Below are 18,860 nucleotides of genomic sequence, written 5' to 3'. Positions count from 1 at the left end.
TTCCCCGACTGTTTGGAGATTGATGATGAAGAAAACACTTCTGGCAGCAGCTGCAGGGCTCTTGGTGGCCGGCAGCCTTGGTGCGGCCTCCGCCGCCGACAAGCTGAAGGTCGGTTTCATCTACCTGGGCCCGATTGGCGACCTCGGCTGGACCTATCAACATGACCTGGCCCGCCAGGAGCTCGTGAAGGAGCTCGGCGACAAGATCGAGACCACCTATCTCGAAAACGTCCCCGAAGGTCCCGACGCCGAGCGCTCCATCGAGCAGCTTGTTCGCGCCGGCAACAAGCTGATCTTCACGACGTCGTTCGGCTACATGGACCCGACGCTGAAAGTCGCCAAGAAGTATCCGAACGTGCATTTCGAGCACGCCACCGGCTACAAGCGCGACAAGAACATGTCGACCTATTCGTCGAAGTGGTATCAGGGCCGCTATATCCAGGGCCTGATCGCGGCCAAGATGTCGAAGTCCGGGGTGCTCGGCTATGTCGGCTCGGTGCCGATTCCGGAGGTCATCTCCGGCATCAACGCGACGATCCTCGCGGCGCAGACCATCAATCCGAACATCAAGGTCAAGATCATCTGGGTGAACTCGTGGTTCGATCCGGGCAAGGAAGCCGACGCCGCCAAGGCGCTGCTCGACCAGGGTGCTGACGTGATCATGCAGCACACGGACTCGCCGGCGGCGATGCAAATCGCGGCCGAGCGCGGCAAGCTGGCCTTCGGTCAGGATTCCGAGATGATCAAGTTCGGGCCCAAGGCCCAGCTCACCTCGATCCTCGACACCTGGGGCCCCTACTACATCGCGCGCGTCAAGGCTGAGCTCGACGGCACCTGGAAGTCCGAGGACACCTGGGGCGGGCTCGACAGCCACATGTTCGCGATGGCGCCCTATACCAACATGCCCGACGACGTGAAAAAAATCGCGGAGGATGCCCAGGCCGCGATCATCGCCGGCAAGCTGCATCCGTTCAAGTGCCCGGTCGTCGGGCAGGACGGCAAGGAAGTCGAATGCAAGGGCGGCGATCACCTCGATGACGGCCAGATCCTCGGCATGAACTTCTACGTCAAGGGCATCGACGATAAGGTGCCGGGCAAGTAGCACGCTTCTTGCATCGCTAAAATCACCTGCTCCCTCCCGGAGGAGGTCGGGAGGGGGTAGCTACCAATACCCGGCAATGGTGGTTGCCCCCTCTTCTCTATCCTGCCCGCCTACCCTGCCTGCATCGTGCGGGCCACAGCGCTGTGGCGGCGGATCAGATCGGCGACGTCCAGGCCCGGGATCGTCCCGTCGACCACGGCCCATTTGCCCGCGACCATCACCCGATCGGCCCGATGCGCGCCGCAGAGCACGACCGCCGCAATCGGATCGCCGTGGCCCGAGAAGCGCAATTCATCGACCTTATACAGCGCAAGGTCGGCGGCCTTGCCGAGCGCGATCTCGCCGAGCTCGGGACGGCCGACGCAGGCGGCCGAGCCCTTGGTGGCCCAACGCAGTGCGTCCTTGTGGCTGATCCTCGTCACGCCATAGCGCGCCCGCTGCAGCAGGAACGCGGAGCGCACTTCCTGCATCAGATTGGACGCATCGTTGGAGGCCGAGCCGTCGACCCCGAGGCCGATGCCGACGCCGGCCTCCTCCATGTCGCAGACCGGACAGCAGCCGGACGCGAGAAGCTGGTTGCTGCACGCGCAATGGCTGATGGTGGTCTTGGCCTTGCCCAGCCGCTTCATCTCGTCGGCATTGAAGAAGATGCCGTGAGCGAGCCAGGTGCGCGCATTGAGCCAGCCGCATTGCTCGAGATAGTCCAGCGGGCGGCAGCCATACATCTGCTCGCAGAACCTGTTCTCGTCCTCGGTCTCGGCGAGATGGGTATGCAGGCGGACATCGAGCCTGTCGGCGAGATCGGCGGTGGCGCGCATCAAGGACGTCGTCACCGAAAATGGTGAGCACGGTGCCAGCGCGATCTGCACCATCGCATCCGTACCGCGCTGGTGATGTTTTGCGACCACCCGCGCGCTGTCCGCGAGAATCGTGTCCTCGTCCTGCACCACGCTATCAGGCGGCAGGCCGCCGTCGCGCTCCGACAGGTTCATCGAGCCGCGCGTGAGCAGCACGCGGACGCCAAGCCGCTTGGCAACGGCGACCTCGATGTCGACGGCGTCTTCCAGACCCGCAGGGAAGACGTAGTGATGGTCCGTCGTGGTGGTGCAGCCCGACAGCAACAGCTCCGACATCGCCACGGTAACACCGAGCTGGAGCGCCTCCGGCGTCATCCGCGCCCAGACCGGATAGAGCGCCTTGAGCCAGGGAAACAGCTCACGGTCCATCGCCGCCGGCAGCGCGCGGGTCAGCGTCTGGTAGAAGTGGTGGTGCGTATTGATGAGCCCGGGCAGCACGACATGCTCGCCCGCCTCGAAGATCGCGGCGTCCGCTGCTGGCTCGCCGCCGGCGGGCACAAGCTCGACGATCCGCCCATCCTGCACCACGATGCCGCGCCCGGCACCGTCGGCGAGGATGGCGAGCGGATCCTTGATCCAGACCGACTTTGCGTTATCCATGATCCCGTTTCTCCTGACGTCGGCAGGCATTTTCGCCTGCAAGGCGAAGGCCAGCCGCTTGCATCCTTGTTGCGACTTGGCTCCGGACTTGCAAGACTCGTTTCGAGCGATCGATCCGATTCAGGGCGTTGGCGCACTCATGGACTTAAATACCATCACGTCGGTGGCCCATCCGCAGAGCCGCGCACAACTGCCCGTTTGGACGGCAGGTGACGCTTGGCTCGCGGGCGGAACCTGGCTGTTCTCGGAGCCGCAGGTCCACCTGTCCCGCCTGATCGATCTCGCCGACCTGAAATGGCCGGCACTGACCATCACCGACACCCATCTGACGATCGCGGCCACCTGCACCGTCGCAGAGCTCGATGCGCTCGCTTGTCCGCCCGAGTGGCTGGCTGCGCCGCTGATCAACCAATGCTGCCGCGCGTTCCTCGCCTCGTTCAAGATCTGGAAGACGGCGACGATCGGCGGCAATCTCTGCATGTCGCTGCCGGCGGGTCCGATGATCTCGCTGACGTCAGCGCTCGATGGTGTCTGCACGATCTGGAAGACCGGCGGCGGCGAACAGAAGCTTCCGGTCCTCGACTTCGTCACCGGCAACCAGCGCAATCGCCTGACGCCCGGCGATCTGTTGCGGCAAATCGATATCCCCCTCGCGGCGCTGAAGCGCCGTTCGGCTTTCCGCCAGATCTCGCTGACGCCGGTCGGCCGCTCCGCGGCGCTGTTGATCGGCAGTCTCGATGGCGATGGCGCGCTGAACCTGACGGTGACTGCATCGACCGTGCGCCCCATCCGATTGTCCTTTCCAAAGCCGCCCGATGCGAACGCGTTGCGCGCAGCCATCGCGCTCGAGATCACCGACAGCCTCTACCACGACGACGTGCACGGCAAGCCGTTCTGGCGCAAGCACATGACGCGACACCTTGCCGAGGAGATCCGTCGCGAATTGCTCGACACGGCGCGGCCATGAGCTTCGAGATCAACGGCAAGCCGTTTTCGCAAGCGCCGCGCGCGGGCCAATGCCTGCGGACCTTCCTGCGCGAGCTCGGCCATTTCGGCGTCAAGAAGGGTTGCGACGCCGGCGATTGCGGGGCCTGCACAGTGCTGCTCGACGGCGAGCCCGTACATAGCTGCCTGATCCCGGCCTTCCGCGCCGAGGGCCGCGCGATCACCACCATCGAAGGACTTGGAGGCGATGGCGGCACGCATCCGATGCAGCAGGCCTTCCTCGACGCGCAAGGATTCCAGTGCGGCTTCTGCACCGCCGGCATGATCCTGACCTGCGCGTCGCTGAACCAGGCGCAGCGCACCGATCTCGGCGCGGCGCTGAAGGGCAACATCTGCCGCTGCACCGGCTATCGTGCGATCGAGGACGCGCTCGACGGCAAGACCGATATCGACGATGGCGTCGAGGCCGGCGGCGCGTTCGGCCGCAGCCTTCCCGCGCCCGCCGGCCCCGACATCGTGCGCGGCAATGCGCGCTATACCTTCGACACCGCGATTGACGGCCTGCTCCACGTCAAGCTCGTGCGTTCGCCGCATCCGCATGCGAGGATCGTCGCGATCGACAAGACGGCCGCTTTGAGCGTTCCTGGCGTCCACGCGGTGCTGACCCGTGAGGACGTGCCCGACCGGTTGTTCTCGACCGCGCGGCACGAGAAGGACTGGATGGATCCGGAGGACACGCGCGTCCTCGATGATGTCGTCCGCTTCATCGGCCAGAAGGTCGCCGCCGTCGCGGCGGAGACTGAGGCCGCCGCGGAGGAAGCGTGCCGGCGCCTGAAGGTCACCTACGACATTCTTCCCGCCGTGGTCGATCCCGAGCAGGCGATGGCGCCGGGCGCACCGGTCATCCATCCCGACCGCGGCAGCGAACATCGCATCGCCAACGCAAAGTGCAACATCGTCGCGGAAACGCATGGCGAGTTGGGCGACGTCGCGGCGGCACTTGCGGCTTCAGCCGTCACCTATCAAGGCACTTTCACGACCCAGCGCGTTCAGCATGCCGCGCTCGAAACGCATGGCGGGCTTGCCTGGCTCGATCCGTCCGGCGTGCTCAACGTCCGCTCCTCCACGCAGGTGCCGTTCCTGACGCGGCGCGCGCTGTCGGACATTTTCGCTCTGCCCATGGACAAGGTGCGCGTGTTCTGCGAGCGCGTCGGCGGTGGCTTTGGCGGCAAGCAGGAGATGTTCGTCGAGGACATTTTGGCGCTCGCCGCGCTGAAGACGGGGCGGCCGGTCAAGCTCGAGCTGACGCGCGAAGAGCAGTTCATCGCGACCTCGACGCGGCACCCGATGCGCGTCCACATCAAGGCCGGCGCCGATGCGGCCGGCAAGCTGACCGCACTCCAGCTCGACGTGCTCTCCAACACAGGCGCCTATGGCAATCACGCCGGCCCCGTGCTGTTCCATGCGGTGGCAGAGTCGATCAGCGTATACAACTGCCCGAACAAGAAGGTCGACGCCGTCGCGGTCTACACCAACACGGTGCCCGCGGGCGCGTTTCGCGGCTATGGCCTGCCGCAGGCGCTGGTGGCGGTGGAAGCTGCGATCGACGAGCTGGCGAAGCAGCTCGGCGTCAACCCGTACGACATCCGTCGCCGCAACGTCGTCAGGCCCGGCGATCCCATGCTGGCGCCGACGCCGTCGGAGTATCACGACGTCTCCTATGGTTCCTACGGGCTCGACCAGTGTCTCGACCTCGTCGAGCGCGCGATGCAGGCGGACGCGCCGCAACCGGATTTGTCGGCGGACTGGCTGCTTGGCGAGGGCATCGCACTGACCATGATCGACACGGTGCCGCCGGCCGGACACATCGCGGACGCGATGATCGCGCTCAACGACGACGGCAGTTTCGAGCTCACGGTCGGCACCGCCGAGTTCGGCAACGGCACCAGCACGGTGCACCGGCAGATCGCGGCCACCGCGCTCGCGACCACCGTCGACAACATCCGCCTCAAGCAATCCGACACCGCGCATGGCGGCCACGACACGGGAGCCTATGGCAGCGCCGGCGTTTTTGTCGCCGGCAAGGCCACGCACGCGGCGGCCGAGGCTCTGGCGCGTGAGCTGATGGCCGCTGCGGCCGGCGCGTGGCTCTGCGACGCAGCGGCCTGCACGATCGAAAGCGATGCCGTCGTCTGCGGCGTCAGGCGGATGTCCTTTGCAGAACTGGCGCGGAGCGCGCGCGAAGACGGCAAGCAGCTCAGTGCGAGCGGCAACTCACAGGGCACGCCGCGCTCGGTGGCATTCAACGTGCACGGCTTTCGCGTGGCGGTGAACAGGGCCACCGGCGAGTTGAAGATCCTCAGGAGCGTGCAAGCAGCCGACGCCGGGGTCGTCGCCAATCCCATGCAATGCCGTGGCCAGGTCGAGGGCGGCGTAGCGCAGGCTTTGGGAGCCGCGATCTTTGAGGAGATGGTAATCGACACGAATGGCCGCGTCATCAATGCCAAATTCCGCGACTATCACCTGCCCTCCTTCGCCGATGTGCCGCGCACCGAGGTGCTTTTCGCAGAAACCTCCGACACGATCGGACCGATGGGCGCGAAGTCGATGAGCGAGAGCCCTTACAATCCCGTCGCCGCCGCGCTCGGCAACGCCATTGCCGACGCCACCGGCATCCGCTTCACCTCGACGCCGTTCAAGCCGGACCGGCTATTCCCGGCGCTGCACGAGAAATTCGGCGGCTAGCTCCCACGATAGGTCGCATAGCTCCAGGGCGTGACCAGCAACGGCACGTGGTAGTGGCCCTCCGGCTCGGCGATCGAAAAGCGCAAGGGAACTTCGTCGAGGAACGGCGGGTCCGACATCGGCACGCCACGTTCGGCGAAATATTTGCCGACGCTGAAGCGGAGCTCGTAGCGGCCGATCGGCAAGGGCCGCCCGCCGATCAGCGGCTGGTCTGTGCGACCGTCATGGTTGGTCACGGCACGCGTGATGATGCGGCTCTCGCCGAGTGCGGCAAGCTCGACAAGCTCGACCGCGATGCCGGGCGCAGGCTTGCCGCTGTGATTGTCCAGCACGTGGGTCGAGAGCCGGCCGTGCACGTTCAAGCGATCTTCGGCGGCGACGAGCTGATTGAGCCGCAACGCGGCGATGCGGCAGATCTCCGCGATCGACCGCCGCATCTCGGTCTCAGCATCGTTCGGCAGTCGCTGCTCGAAATCGCGTAGGATCGAATCCTTGGTATGGCGGCGGACGCAGACGATATAGGGGATGCCGAATTTTGAACGATAAGCGTTGTTGACGCGCTCGAATGCGGCGTACTCCGCGTCCGATAGCCGGTCGAGCCCGACGCTACTCTGCTCGGCGTTGGAGTCCGCAGTGAGTCCTGCCGCGCGCTGCGTCTTGTCGGCGAGATCGGGATGCGCCTTGATCAGCGCCAACCGCAACTCCGCTACAGCACTTTCGACCGCCGCCGTCATCGCCGCGAACAACTGATTGACGCCGGCGAACGGCCGCTGGTCTGCGATGCGTTCGGCAATCCATGGCGAGTGCTCGAAGACATTGGCGAGCGCCGCGACGAAATCGGTCTTGCTAGCAGCGTTGAGAGCGGACAACGACAATTGCGACATCGCCGTCCGCCTCACATGATCTCGAATGCGTCGTCGGCGAGATGGGCGAGATTGTCGCGCCAGTGATGCGCGATCTGCAATCGCGTCGGCACCCAGACGCGCTCGTGCTTCCCGATATAGTCGAGGAAGCGCATCAGTCCCGCCGCGCGGCCGGGACGGCCGACCAGGCGGCAATGCAGGCCCACCGACATCATCTTCGGCGCGCTCTCGCCTTCGGCATAGAGCACATCGAACGCGTCCTTGAGATAAGTGAAGAACTGCTCGCCTTCCGCAAAGCCCTGCGCGTTGATGAAGCGCATGTCGTTGTTGTCGAGCGTATAGGGGATGATGAGCTGCTTGCGGCCCGCGCCCTTGATCCAATAGGGCAGATCGTCGGCATAGGAATCGCAAAGATAGAGGAAGCCGCCCTCCTCCATCAGCAGCCTGTTGGTATTGATCGAGGAGCGGCCGGTGTACCAGCCGAGCGGCCGAGAGCCGGTCGCTTCGGTATGCACGCGGATGGCCTCGGTGATCTCGGCGCGTTCCTGCACCTCGGTCATGTCCTTGTGCTCGATCCATTTCAGGCTGTGGCTCGCGATGTCCCAGCCCGCCTCATGCATCGCGGCGACGATTTCCGGATTGCGTTTCAGCGCGGTGGCAACGCCGAACACGGTGGTCGGCCATTTGCGCATCGTGAACATCCGCCACAGCCGCCAGAAGCCGGCGCGCGAGCCATATTCGAACATCGATTCGATGTTGGCATGGCGCTGGCCCGGCCAGGGCTGTGCGCCCAGCACGTCGGACAAGAACGCTTCCGAGGCACGGTCACCGTGCAAGATGTTGTTCTCGCCGCCCTCCTCGAAATTGACGACGAACTGCACCGCGACCCGGGCTCCGCCCGGCCAATGCGGATGCGGCGGGTTGCGGCCATAGCCGCGAAGATCACGGGGATAGCGGGGCTCCGACAAATCAGACTTCCTCGAAGCGGATCGGCAGGGCGCCCTTCCACAGAACGCTCTTGCCCAGGGTCGCCAGATTCTCCAGACCCGACGTCAGCGTGATGAAATGGTTGCCGGCGAGCTGGCCCATCTTGCTCGCGAAGTGCACGCCGCCATAGGCGAGCAGGATCTCGGTCTCGCTGATGCCACCGGGATAGAGAATGATCTGGCCCGGCGCGGGATAGCTGGTGTGGTTCTCGTAGCCGACGCCGAAATCGAGGTCGCCGAGCGGCATCCACACGCCCTCACCGCTCCAGCGCACATGGATAATGTGGCTTTCGAACGGCATGGCTTTACGGAATGCGGCGACGGTCTTCGGCGCCAGTTGCTCCTCGAAGCGGGCATCGAAGGTGAAATCGCCGGCGCGGATAACGAGTTTGCTCATCTCATCTCTCTAGGTGGGAGGGCCTCGGCCCCCCATGGGAACTCTTAGAGCAAAGAGCATTCCGGCGGGATGAGCGCAAGTGGTGGTGCGTCTCACCTGCGGTCATAGGACCAGCCGAAAATGCCGCTCCGCCGCTTCTCGGCCTCCGGCTCGGCGGCGGGCGGAGGCGTCTCATTCAGTTCCGCCTGGGGCGGGGGCGCCGGAAGATTCTCGCATTTCATGGAATAGACCAGCTTGCCGTCCGCGGTGCGCCCGATCGGGAAGCAGGGATCCGGGCGGGCCGCCGTGGTCTTCGGCGTCGGCTTGACCTGCGCCATTGCCGGCGAGGTCACCAGGGCAAGAAGCAGCAAATACTTCCACATCGTTGTGGCTCGACACATCAGCTCGTCCCATTCAACCGGATCGCCTGCGGCGAGTCTATCGGGCGCGCGGCTACGATCGCCGAATTTTTGGCTCCGACCAAAATTTCGGCTCGCCGCTTCGTTGAAGGCCGAAACCGTGATGTCAGGCAGGGCGCATTGCTATCTACAAGGACTGCGGCGCCGGCACGAGACGTTTCACTCCAACGACCCAAGGTGTCGCCAAGCCAGAATGATCAAGGGAGATGATGATGCGAACGACAACACTGGCCACCTTGGCCGCGACGTTGATTGCGGCCCTCACGGTCCAGACGGCATCGGCGAACCAGCGGCACCACGCCCGCAAGGCCCCTGCTCCGGCCAACCAGTCATTCCGCGACTCCAACGCCGCTGCTTGGCCGACCGAACCGAGGGAACTGGACTGGTGGCGCTACTCGACTGGCGCGCTCTCGGCGCCTGCGGGGCGGTGAGAGAATGCAACAGTCGTCCTGGCTTGTGCCAGGACGACTGACGGGGAGACGTCCACCCCGACCGCATCTCAGCTGCGGACACGCCTTCGCATTCGGACGGCGCGCTTTGCCCGCAGGGCTCAGTACGGCTGGTAATAGTAGCGTGGGCCGTCGTAGTAGGGCCCGCCGCCGTAATAGCCGGGACTGTAATAGCCGCCCGGGCCGTAATAATAGCGATTCTCGTAATACTCCTGGCGGCGCTGCTCGGCGATCGCGCCGGCGATCAATCCGGTCGCTGCACCCATGAAAGCGAGGCCTGCGGCGCTCGGTCCGCGGCGGTAATAGCGGCGCCGCGCGGCGCTGAAGTCGGTCGCGCCGGCGGAAGCTGAGGCAACCGCGCCAGCCTTCGGACGTGACGTGGGTGACGCCGCAGCCGAGGAGACCACTGACGCCGCGACGAGTGCGAGACCAGCAAGCGTGGCCACCAGGACGCTTCTGCTTCGCAAGGACATCATGGCTTGATCCGTCATCTGAGCTTCCTCTGTTCGTGCTCAAAGAACCGAATTGCAGATATGCAAACGATGGATAACCCACAACCCAGCGATGCGGTTGCCCGATCGCGGCAATCCGCCGCGCCGATTTGAACGATTGTAAACCTTCCCGGGCAAATCCGGCTTGATCGATTTCAAGGAAGCCGTTATGAAACCGGCGCGCTGATCTACGGCGCCGTAAGCGTTTCACGTGAACCAACGCATCAACCGACGCGGTCGGGATCGATGCATTTTTCAGGGTTCAACGTGACTGACGCGTCCTTTTCCCAAAGAGATCAGATGATTGCGGTTCGCAAACTGCCGGCGCGCTATGCGCCTGTTATCATGCCATTGGTGCTTTCCATCCTCATGACGGCCGTGGTGTCGATCATCTCGACACTGAAGAGCCTCGGACCAACCTCTCTCTTCCTGGCGACGTGGCCAGCGGCCTGGGGACTGTCGTGGCTCGTCGCCTTTCCGACGCTGCTGATGGTCCTGCCACTGGTCCGCCGGATCGTCGCCTTCGTGGTCGCCTCCTCCGCGGACTCGCCCCGCTAACCGGCAGGGATGGCGACTGCGCCCGCCATCCCTGACTTCACCTCGCATGAGTTTGGATCAAATGACCTCCGACCAAACATCGCCCGCTGCTGCTCTATATCGGCTCCAGCACGCTGTCGGAATTTGCTCACAACATCGCCACCGTCGTCGTGGGATGGCAAATCTATGAGCTGACAGGCAGCGCCTTCTATCTCGGCATGGCGGGCCTCGTGCAGTTCATTCCGAGCGCTGTTCTTGTCTTCGTCGCAGGGCACGCGGCCGATCGCTACGACCGCCGCCGCATCGTTCAACTTTGCCAGGTCATGCAGGCCCTGGCTGCAGCCTGACTCGGAATACGCACGTTCGCGGGATCTGTGACGGCGCCGGAGATCTTCGTAGTCCTTGCCATCCTCGGGTTCGCCGGCGCCTTCGAAAGTCCAGCCTCCTCCACGCTGCTGTCAGGCGTCGCACCGGACGGCATGCTGCAACGCGCGACCGCCATGGCGACCGGCACCCGGCAGTTCGCGACGATCGCGGGTCCCGCCCTCGGCGGCTTCGCCTACGCGCTCGCGCCGGGCGCGGCTTATGGCGTTATGGCACTATGCTCGCTGCTGGCCGTGGTGCTCGTCGGCGCGATCCAGCTCCAGCGTCCCGCCGACTCCGAGCCGCCGAACCTCGCTGAATTGTTTGCAGGCCTTGCGTTCGTGCGCGGCAATCCCGCGATCCTCGGCACGATCTCGCTCGATCTGTTCGCCGTGCTGCTCGGCGGTGCGACCGCGCTGCTGCCGATCTATGCCAAGGACATCCTGCATGCCGGCCCGTGGGCGCTCGGCATGATGCGGGCAACGCCCGCTGTCGGCGCGCTTCTGATGACGGCAGTGATCGCGCGCCATCCGATCGCGCGCCACGCGGGCCTGCGGATGTTCCAGGCGGTGATTGCATTCGGACTTGCCACCATCGTCTTCGCGCTGTCGCAAGCCGTGTGGCTGTCGATCGCTGCGCTGATGGCCATGGGCGCGGCCGACACCATCAGCGTCATCGTCCGCGTCGCGCTGGTGCAGCTCGCCACCCCCGATCCAATGCGCGGCCGCGTCGGTGCCGTCAACTTCCTCTTCATCAACGCCTCGAACCAACTCGGCGAGTTCGAGAGCGGCATGGTCGCTGTCCTGCTCGGCGCGATGCCGGCCGCGCTGCTTGGCGGCATCGGCACCATCGCGGTGGCACTGTTGTGGATGAAGCTGTTCCCGATCCTGCGCCAGGTCGACCGGCTGGAGTGAGATCGGCCACGGACGAACGTGCGGGGGCTGTGAGAGGCCGCACCGACAACTATTGCTGTGCGGACTCCAGCTGCACCGGAGCCGACCGTCGCACCGCCGCATGCGACGCGGGAGCGGCCTGAGCCGGCTTGCGTGACGACGCCGCAGCCGGGCGCGGTGGAGGCACGGCGGCGGCTGCCGTCTTGGGACGCGTGTCGGGATCGGACGCCTGGTGCCCCGTCTTTCCGGCCGTCTTGTCAGGCCCATCGACCGGCGCCTTGTTGTCAGGCGCTTTAGCGACAAGACGCGCGATTTGCTCCTGGCTCGCTTTCAATTCGTCGGCAACCTTGAGGTTGTCCAGGGACATTTGCTCCTGGTTCGCCTTCAATTGCGCCTGGCTCGCCTTGAGCTGCTCGATGCCCTGCTGCACATTGGCGAGATCGCTCGCCATCTTCTCGAGCAGTTCCGTCACCTGCGGAGGCAGCGTGGTGGCGGTGGGCGCGACCGGCTCCGGGACGGCCTGAACGGCAGGCGCCGGTTGTAGCGACGCCGGCTCGGCCTGGGCCAGCTGCGCGTTTGGGCTCGGCTGAGCAGCGGGCGCCGGTTCTTCCTGCAACTGCGATGACAGCGCGGCGCGCAGCGGCACCAAGCCGGCGATCATCTGCTTGACCGTATCGCCGTACGACGATTGCGAGATCAGGGCAGCAGCACAGATGCCCGCTGCGAGCACCAGGCCGACGAGGCCGCGGAGCGCCGGCCCGCCGCGCGGCGGGCGGCTGCGCGGCGGTCGATTGCGCGCGTCATCGCGCTCCAGCCTGGAAAGCTGCTCGCTGGCGCGCGCGATCTCTTCATCCACGCTTCTGATCTTCTCATAGGTGTGCGTGAGCTCTTCGTCCATGCGCGCGGACAGGACATGACGCGGTTCTATTTCTGTCGACTTCATCACGGCACTCATTGGCGCTCCTTGCCCCAGCCCAATGTCGCCCCAAGGGCGTCCGTCGCATTTCCGCCCGGCTGATGATCGCCGACGCGGTTTGTCCAAAGCAAGACCCCATCATGGAAAGTGTGAGGCCGGGTCGAGGAGAGCGCCGCAGGCTCCCCTCCCCTGATACCGCTGTGCGACTATGACAACGCCCCCAGCACGCCGCGCGTGGCCTTGTCGATCTCCTCGACATAGCGGCGACGGGCGAAGGTCTCGGTGAGAAAGCCAATCACCTTGCGGCTGTCGGCGGATTCGACCACGGCCAGCATCTCCGCCTCCGCCTCGTCGAACACCGCCATCGCGCTCTTCACGTTCATTTCCGGGATCAGCACGATGTCGGTGTAGCGGGCGAGCTCGATCACCTGGATGTCGTCGGCGATGGTGTCGAGGTCGCTGGAGAACAGGTCGGGCAGCATGACGAGACCGACATATTCGTCAGCGTTGTTGACGACGACGATGCCCGGTCGCGAGCCCAGCGCAAATTCGCGCCTTGTGGCCGCGATCGTCGTCGAGGATGGCACCTTGCCGACGTCGCTGCGCATCATCCGCTCGACCGTCAGGTTGCGCAGCCAGCCGACGTCGTTGGCACTGCGGATGGTCTCGCCGCGCAGATGCAGGCGCCAGGTCGAGAACGAATGGCCGAACATGAAGCGCACGCAGATCGAGGTTACGATGCAGCCTGCCAGCACCACGGCGGTGACGTCGACATTGCGCGTCATCTCCAGCACCAGGAACGACATCGTCAGGGGACCGCCGACGATGGCGACCCCGAGCGTGGCCATGCCCGTGAGCATCGCGACCAGCGGGTCGATCGCGAAGCTGGGGCTGATCAGCAAGAGCACGGCCGCGAAGAATTTTCCGATCAGGCTGCCGACGAACAGCGAGGCGAAGAACAGGCCGCCGCGGAAGCCTGATGCCAGCGAAATCAGGCAGGCCGTCAGCTTGAGGGCAATGATCAGCGCGATCAGGTTGATCGTCATATCGTGGTGCAGGTCGAGCACCATGGCGCCGTGTCCCGCCGCCAGCACCTGCGGTGTCGCGATCGCGAACGCCCCGACGATGAGGCCGCCGAGCACCGGGCGGAGCCAGACCGGAAGCCAGGTGAACAACCGCTCGAACATCGACGAGGAGCGCATCACTGCGATGCCGACGCCGCCGGTCACGAGCGCGAGCCCGATCAGCGCCAGATATTGCTCGATGCCGACCGAGCTGACCTTCGGGATTTCGAGGGAGTACGGCGCGCCGCCGAGCCACTGCGCGGTCAGCGCGCCGGCGAGCGAGGCTGCCAGGATCGGCGCGGCGCTGCCGACCGCATAGACGCCGACGATCAGCTCGCAGGCATAGAACGCGCCGGTGATCGGTGCGCCGAAGGCGGCTGCAATCGCCGCCGCAGACCCGCAGCCGACGATCAGGCGGAGATCGTTGCGCCGGAGGTTGAGGAACTGGCCGAGCAGCGAGGCGATGCCGGAGCCGATCTGGGTATAGCCGGCCTCGAGGCCGACGGAGGCGCCGCAGCCGTTGGAGATCAGCGTCTGGCTCGAGACCACCACGCTGTCGCGCAGGGACAGATTGCCGCCACGCAGCGCGTTGGCCTCGATCGGGTCGACGGCGCTGGAGATCTTCAGCCGCCGCCGCGACCATTCCATCATGCCGAGCGCCAGGCCGCCAAGGGCGGGCGCGCTCAGCGCCGCCCACGGGCTGACATAGGCGTTCGCGGACAGCCGCACGTCGACCGGAATGCCGAAGATCAGGACGTGGGCGATCTGCGCGATCTCGGCCATCAGCGTCACGACGACGCCGGCGGCGGTGCCGATCAGAAGCGCGAGCGGGATCAGGTAGAATTCATTGCTGCGCAGGAGGGCGCGGATGCGGACCAGCATCCGGCTCGACGCCTTGTTCGACCCCTTGTTCGATCTCTTGCGATCGACGATGTGCCTGATCCGCGCAAACACCGGCAAGCTCTTCTATTCTTCGGCCATGCCATCGCCGGCCATGCGCTGTGTTGTCATAGGATCGGCATCCTGGCGATGCGCGCGTTCCGCGCTCTCATCGACCCGAGTTACGTCAAAGCCATGAGGCTGCGCAAGAGAAAGCGGACGACATTGCGGAAGGTGATATGCCCGGTCCGGGAGGTGTGCGAAAATTACAATAAAATCAACGCATTGATCTCATTTGAGGAGTTCACGACAGGTTGGCGCGGACCGCGGCATGCCGTTCAGCACGAACTGCACCGAATAGGCCGCAAGCAGGATGCCGAGCAGGCGCGAGAGCTCCGCATTGCCAGTCCGGCCCCAGCGTGCGCGCGATCAGGGTCGAGGCGGCAAAGCAGATCATGCAGAGCAGGCAGACCAGGAGGATGATCGCGATGTTGATGCCGAGCCGGGCGGCGTTGCCGGCGTCGCCCGAGAGCGGCAGCGTGGTCGCGATCGCGCCGGGACCGGCCATCATGGGAATCGCGAGCGGAAACACCGCGACGTCGGAGGCATGGTGGCCGTCTCTTCGATAGTGTAGCGCTGACGCCCTCCATAACGGCTCCCGGCCCTCCTTACGAGGAACATTTGTCCTCGCCGCGTCTTGATCGCGAGAGGATTACGGAAGGTGACGCCTTCCGATCGGCCTCGAGAGGAGGACACATGGCCAAGCGAGCAAAGAAACGAGCAACCAAGACATCGACGGCGCGGCGCGCGCGCCGGGCGCCGAAGACTCTGAACGACCTGTTTCTGGCAACGCTGAAGGACATCTATTTCGCCGAGAACAAGATCATCAAGACATTGCCGAAGATGGCGAAGGCCGCGCAATCGAAGGACCTCACCGCCGCCTTCAACAAGCACCTCAAGGAGACGCAGGGCCAGGTGAAGCGCCTCGACCAGGTGTTCAAGATGCTGGGCAAGCCGGCGCGCGGCAAGCCGTGCGAAGCCATCAACGGCATCGCCGACGAAGGCGCCGAGATCATGAAGGAGTTCAAGGGCGCGCCGGCGCTTGATGCTGGCCTGCTCGCGGCGGCCCAAGCCGTCGAGCATTACGAGATCTCCCGCTACGGCACGCTGCGCACCTGGGCCGAGGAACTTGGCATGCAGGACGCGGCACGCCTGCTCCAGGAAACGCTGGACGAAGAGGAAGCGACCGATCGCACCCTGACTGAGCTCGCGACCTCCGTCATCAATCTCGAGGCCGAAGAGCAGTACCGGGCGGCGGCCTAGAGGCCGCACGCAACCGGGCAAAACGGCAATTGACGGCGCCGTGCGCGCGATGCCACGGCGCCGAAGCGCTTTGTCGGGCAGCACGGCCCCGCCGAGGCCGTCGAGGCAACCTCGCAGGCTGGTGCTGGATTTCCCGGGAACCAGCACCATATGCAGGCTTTCCATTCCAGAGCCGGCGCCATGCAACCCAAAAACCCCCTCGACTGGATGCTTTCCGAAGCCCTGGAGCAGCTCAACCGCGGCGAGCGGCTGCGCCAGCAATTCGGCCGCCAGGAGTCCTGTTGGGAGCCGCCGATCGACGTGCTGGAGACTGACCGGGAGCTCCTCATCCTCGTCGCCCTTCCCGGCGTCGATCCCGACAATGTCGAAACAGTGATCCATGACGGCGTGCTCGTCGTCTCGGGCCGGCGCACGCTGCCGCCGGAACTACGCAACGCCCGCATCCACCGGCTTGAGCTGCCGCAGGGCCGCTTCGAGCGCCGCATTCCCCTGCCGGTCGGACGCTATGCCATCAGCCGTTTCGTGATGGACGGCTGCGTCGCGCTGCGCCTCGCCAAATCCGCTTGAGGTCCACCATGGCCAACGAACGCCAGACCGAGCCCACCGTGAACACCGAAGCCGCCAAAATTCCGGACGACGCGCTGATCGTCATCCCCGTCCGCAACATGGTGCTGTTCCCCGGCGTGATCGCGCCGATCACGATCGCAAGGCCGAAATCGATCGCCGCGGCGCAGCAGGCGCTGCGCGAGCAGCGGCCGATCGGGATCGTGCTTCAGCGCAACGGCGACATCGATGATCCCGCGCCGGATGATCTCTATCGGATCTGCACCGTCGCCAACATCGTGCGCTACATCACCGCACCCGACGAAACCCATCACATCGTCTGCCAGGGCGTGCAGCGCGCGCGCATCCTTGATTTCCTGCCGGGGACGCCTTTCCCAGCCGCACGGGTGCAGCAGATTCCGGAGCCGAGCACGACTTCGCCGGAGATCGAGGCGCGCTTCCTCAATCTGCAGCGCCAGGCGATCGAGGCGATCCAGCTCCTGCCGCAGGTGCCGCCGGAGCTGGTGGCGATGTTCCAGGGTACGAGCGCGCCCGGCGCGCTGGCCGATCTCGCCACCGCCTATATGGACATCAAGCCGCAGGACAAGCAGGAGATCCTGGAGACCGTCGATCTCTCCGTGCGCATGGAGAAGGTCTCCAAGCGGCTCGCCGAGCGGCTGGAGGTGCTGCGCATCAGCAATGAAATCGGCCAGCAGACCAAGGCGGCCTTCGACGAACGGCAGCGCGAGGCGATCCTGCGCGAGCAGATGGCGACCATCCAGCGCCAGCTCGGCGAAGGCGACGGCAAGGCGGCTGAGGTCGCCGAGCTGACCGAGGCCATCGCAAAAGCAAAAATGCCGCCAGAAGCAGACGCCCATGCGAAGAAGGAGCTGCGCCGCTATGAGCGCATGCCGGAAGCGGCCGGTGAAGCCGGCATGGTCCGCACCTATCTGGACTGGTTGATCGAACTGCCATGGACGCTGCCGGAGGAGAAGCCGATCGACATCGCAGAGGCCCGCCGCATCCTCGATGCGGACCACTATGGCCTGGAGAAGATCAAGAGCCGCATCATCGAATATCTCGCGGTGCGCAAGCTCGCGCCCCAGGGCAAGGCGCCGATCCTGTGCTTCGTCGGGCCACCCGGCGTCGGCAAGACCTCGCTTGGCCAGTCCATCGCGCGCGCGATGGATCGCCCCTTCGTGCGCGTCAGCCTTGGCGGCGTGCACGACGAGGCGGAGATCCGCGGCCACCGCCGCACCTATATCGGCGCGCTGCCCGGCAACATCATCCAAGGCATCAAGAAGGCCGGTAGCCGGAACTGCGTGATGATGCTGGACGAGATCGACAAGATGGGCCGCGGCGTGCAGGGTGATCCCTCGGCCGCGATGTTGGAGGTACTCGACCCTGAGCAGAACGGGACATTCCGGGACAATTATCTGGGCGTGCCGTTCGATCTCTCGCGCGTGGTCTTCATCGCCACCGCCAACATGCTGGACTCGATCCCGGGTCCCCTTCTGGACCGCATGGAGCTCATCAGTCTTGCCGGCTACACCGAGGACGAGAAGCTCGAGATCGCCAGGCGCTATCTGGTGCGGCGTCAGCTCGAGGCCAACGGCCTCTCGGCGGATCAGGCAAAGATCGAGCCGGAGGCGTTGAAGCTGATCGTCAAGGGCTACACCCGGGAGGCTGGCGTGCGCTCGCTGGAGCGCGAGATCGGAAAAGTATTCCGTCATGCGGCGGTGCAGATCGCCGAGGGCACGGCAGCCAAGGTCGTCGTGGGCGCGAAGGACATCACCCCCGTGCTCGGCCAGCCGCGCTTCGAGGGCGAGATTGCGCTGCGCACCAGCGTGCCGGGCGTTGCCACAGGCCTCGCCTGGACGCCGGTCGGCGGCGACATCCTGTTCATCGAGGCGACGCGCGTGCCCGGCAGGGGCAATCTGATCCTGACCGGCCAGCTCGGCGACGTCATGCGCGAGAGCGCGCAGGCCGCGATGACGCTGGTGAAGAGCCGCGCCAGCCAGCTCGGCATCGAGCCCTCGCTGTTCGAGAAGAGCGACATCCACGTTCACGTCCCGGCGGGCGCCACCCCGAAGGACGGCCCGAGCGCGGGCGTTGCGATGTTCACGGCGCTGACGTCGCTGCTGACCAACCGCACCGTGCGCAACGACACGGCCATGACCGGCGAGATCTCCTTGCGCGGCCTGGTGCTGCCGGTCGGCGGCATCAAGGAGAAGGTGGTGGCGGCGGCAGCCGCAGGCCTCAAGCGGGTGATGCTGCCGGCGCGCAACAAGCGGGATTTCGACGACATCCCGAAAGGCGCGCGCGAGAGCCTCGAATTCATCTGGCTCGAACGGGTCGACGAGGCGGTCGCCGCGGCGCTCGACCCGGCCAAACCGCAGGTCGAGGCAGCCGAGTGACAATGGTGATGACGATGGCGTCGAAGAGAACGAAGACGAGGCGAAAGGTAGAGCAGCTGCGGCAATGGTTCGATCGTGCGATCGGCCGGCTC

16 protein-coding genes and 1 pseudogene are annotated in these 18,860 nt (G+C 65.3%); 8 read left to right on the top strand and 9 right to left on the bottom strand.

The genetic code is table 11. The annotated features are described in order from the left end of the window. Positions 1-25 precede the first annotated feature (25 nt). Entirely contained in the window at positions 26-1,102 is a 1,077-nt protein-coding gene (locus QA640_RS13895) for a BMP family ABC transporter substrate-binding protein (protein ID WP_283041205.1), read from the top strand. A gap of 110 nt (positions 1,103-1,212) precedes the next feature. Here the strand turns inward: QA640_RS13895 and QA640_RS13890 are convergent, their stop codons facing one another. Then, positions 1,213-2,559 (bottom strand): 8-oxoguanine deaminase, encoded by a 1,347-nt coding sequence (locus tag QA640_RS13890; RefSeq protein ID WP_283041204.1) that lies wholly within the window; start codon positions 2,557-2,559, stop codon positions 1,213-1,215. Positions 2,560-2,698: 139 nt separating this feature from the next. Between QA640_RS13890 and QA640_RS13885 the strand changes: the two genes are divergently transcribed. Beyond that, positions 2,699-3,526: an FAD binding domain-containing protein gene (locus tag QA640_RS13885; RefSeq protein ID WP_283041203.1), complete on the top strand. Its 828-nt coding sequence runs from the start codon at positions 2,699-2,701 to the stop codon at positions 3,524-3,526. Beyond that, positions 3,523-6,249: a molybdopterin cofactor-binding domain-containing protein gene (locus tag QA640_RS13880; protein WP_283041202.1), complete on the top strand. Its 2,727-nt coding sequence runs from the start codon at positions 3,523-3,525 to the stop codon at positions 6,247-6,249. The genes QA640_RS13885 and QA640_RS13880 overlap by 4 nt, the downstream gene beginning before the upstream one ends. On the opposite strand, the gene uraD is transcribed toward QA640_RS13880, so the two are convergent. The 5 genes from uraD to QA640_RS13855 all read right to left on the bottom strand — a co-directional run bounded on the left by uraD (position 6,246) and on the right by QA640_RS13855 (position 9,833). Beyond that, the gene (uraD, locus tag QA640_RS13875; RefSeq protein WP_283041201.1) at positions 6,246-7,133 is read right to left on the bottom strand and encodes a 2-oxo-4-hydroxy-4-carboxy-5-ureidoimidazoline decarboxylase; all 888 of its coding nucleotides are present in this window, start codon (positions 7,131-7,133) and stop codon (positions 6,246-6,248) included. The two genes, QA640_RS13880 and uraD, sit on opposite strands and share 4 nt — an antisense overlap. 11 nt (positions 7,134-7,144) lie before the next feature. Beyond that, entirely contained in the window at positions 7,145-8,080 is a 936-nt protein-coding gene (gene puuE / locus QA640_RS13870) for an allantoinase PuuE (protein ID WP_283041200.1), read from the bottom strand. Between the two features lies 1 nt (position 8,081). Continuing rightward, the gene (locus tag QA640_RS13865; RefSeq protein WP_027528380.1) at positions 8,082-8,495 is read right to left on the bottom strand and encodes a DUF3830 family protein; all 414 of its coding nucleotides are present in this window, start codon (positions 8,493-8,495) and stop codon (positions 8,082-8,084) included. Between the two features lie 92 nt (positions 8,496-8,587). Then, positions 8,588-8,857, bottom strand: a complete 270-nt coding sequence (locus QA640_RS13860; RefSeq protein ID WP_283041199.1) for a hypothetical protein — start codon at positions 8,855-8,857, stop codon at positions 8,588-8,590. Positions 8,858-9,443: 586 nt separating this feature from the next. Further along, positions 9,444-9,833, bottom strand: coding sequence for a hypothetical protein (locus QA640_RS13855; RefSeq protein ID WP_283041198.1), 390 nt, complete (start codon positions 9,831-9,833; stop codon positions 9,444-9,446). A gap of 300 nt (positions 9,834-10,133) precedes the next feature. On the opposite strand from QA640_RS13855, the gene QA640_RS13850 reads away from it, so the two are divergent. Together QA640_RS13850 and QA640_RS13845 are read left to right on the top strand one after the other, a co-directional pair. After that, positions 10,134-10,391 (top strand): DUF2798 domain-containing protein, encoded by a 258-nt coding sequence (locus QA640_RS13850; RefSeq protein ID WP_283041197.1) that lies wholly within the window; start codon positions 10,134-10,136, stop codon positions 10,389-10,391. A gap of 86 nt (positions 10,392-10,477) precedes the next feature. Continuing rightward, positions 10,478-11,647, top strand: a pseudogene (locus QA640_RS13845) (MFS transporter). Positions 11,648-11,696: 49 nt separating this feature from the next. Here the strand turns inward: QA640_RS13845 and QA640_RS13840 are convergent. From QA640_RS13840 to QA640_RS13830, 3 genes are all read right to left on the bottom strand, one after another. Further along, positions 11,697-12,524: a hypothetical protein gene (locus QA640_RS13840; protein ID WP_283041196.1), complete on the bottom strand. Its 828-nt coding sequence runs from the start codon at positions 12,522-12,524 to the stop codon at positions 11,697-11,699. A gap of 224 nt (positions 12,525-12,748) precedes the next feature. Further along, entirely contained in the window at positions 12,749-14,560 is a 1,812-nt protein-coding gene (locus QA640_RS13835; protein WP_283041195.1) for a chloride channel protein, read from the bottom strand. Positions 14,561-14,789: 229 nt separating this feature from the next. Then, a complete protein-coding gene (locus QA640_RS13830) occupies positions 14,790-15,056 on the bottom strand; it encodes a MarC family protein (RefSeq protein WP_283041194.1) in 267 nt (88 codons plus the stop codon). A gap of 185 nt (positions 15,057-15,241) precedes the next feature. On the opposite strand from QA640_RS13830, the gene QA640_RS13825 reads away from it, so the two are divergent. From QA640_RS13825 to lon, 3 genes are all read left to right on the top strand, one after another. Beyond that, positions 15,242-15,808, top strand: coding sequence for a DUF892 family protein (locus QA640_RS13825; RefSeq protein WP_283041193.1), 567 nt, complete (start codon positions 15,242-15,244; stop codon positions 15,806-15,808). 180 nt (positions 15,809-15,988) lie between these two features. After that, positions 15,989-16,375, top strand: coding sequence for an Hsp20/alpha crystallin family protein (locus QA640_RS13820; RefSeq protein WP_283041192.1), 387 nt, complete (start codon positions 15,989-15,991; stop codon positions 16,373-16,375). Positions 16,376-16,383: 8 nt separating this feature from the next. After that, complete coding sequence (gene lon, locus QA640_RS13815) at positions 16,384-18,768, top strand: endopeptidase La (protein WP_283041191.1); 2,385 nt, start codon at positions 16,384-16,386, stop codon at positions 18,766-18,768. Positions 18,769-18,860: the final 92 nt, after the last annotated feature.

Source organism: Bradyrhizobium sp. CB82, from assembly GCF_029714405.1.
Taxonomy (GTDB): Bacteria; Pseudomonadota; Alphaproteobacteria; order Rhizobiales; family Xanthobacteraceae; genus Bradyrhizobium.
This window is presented reverse-complemented; position numbering and strand designations above follow the sequence as displayed.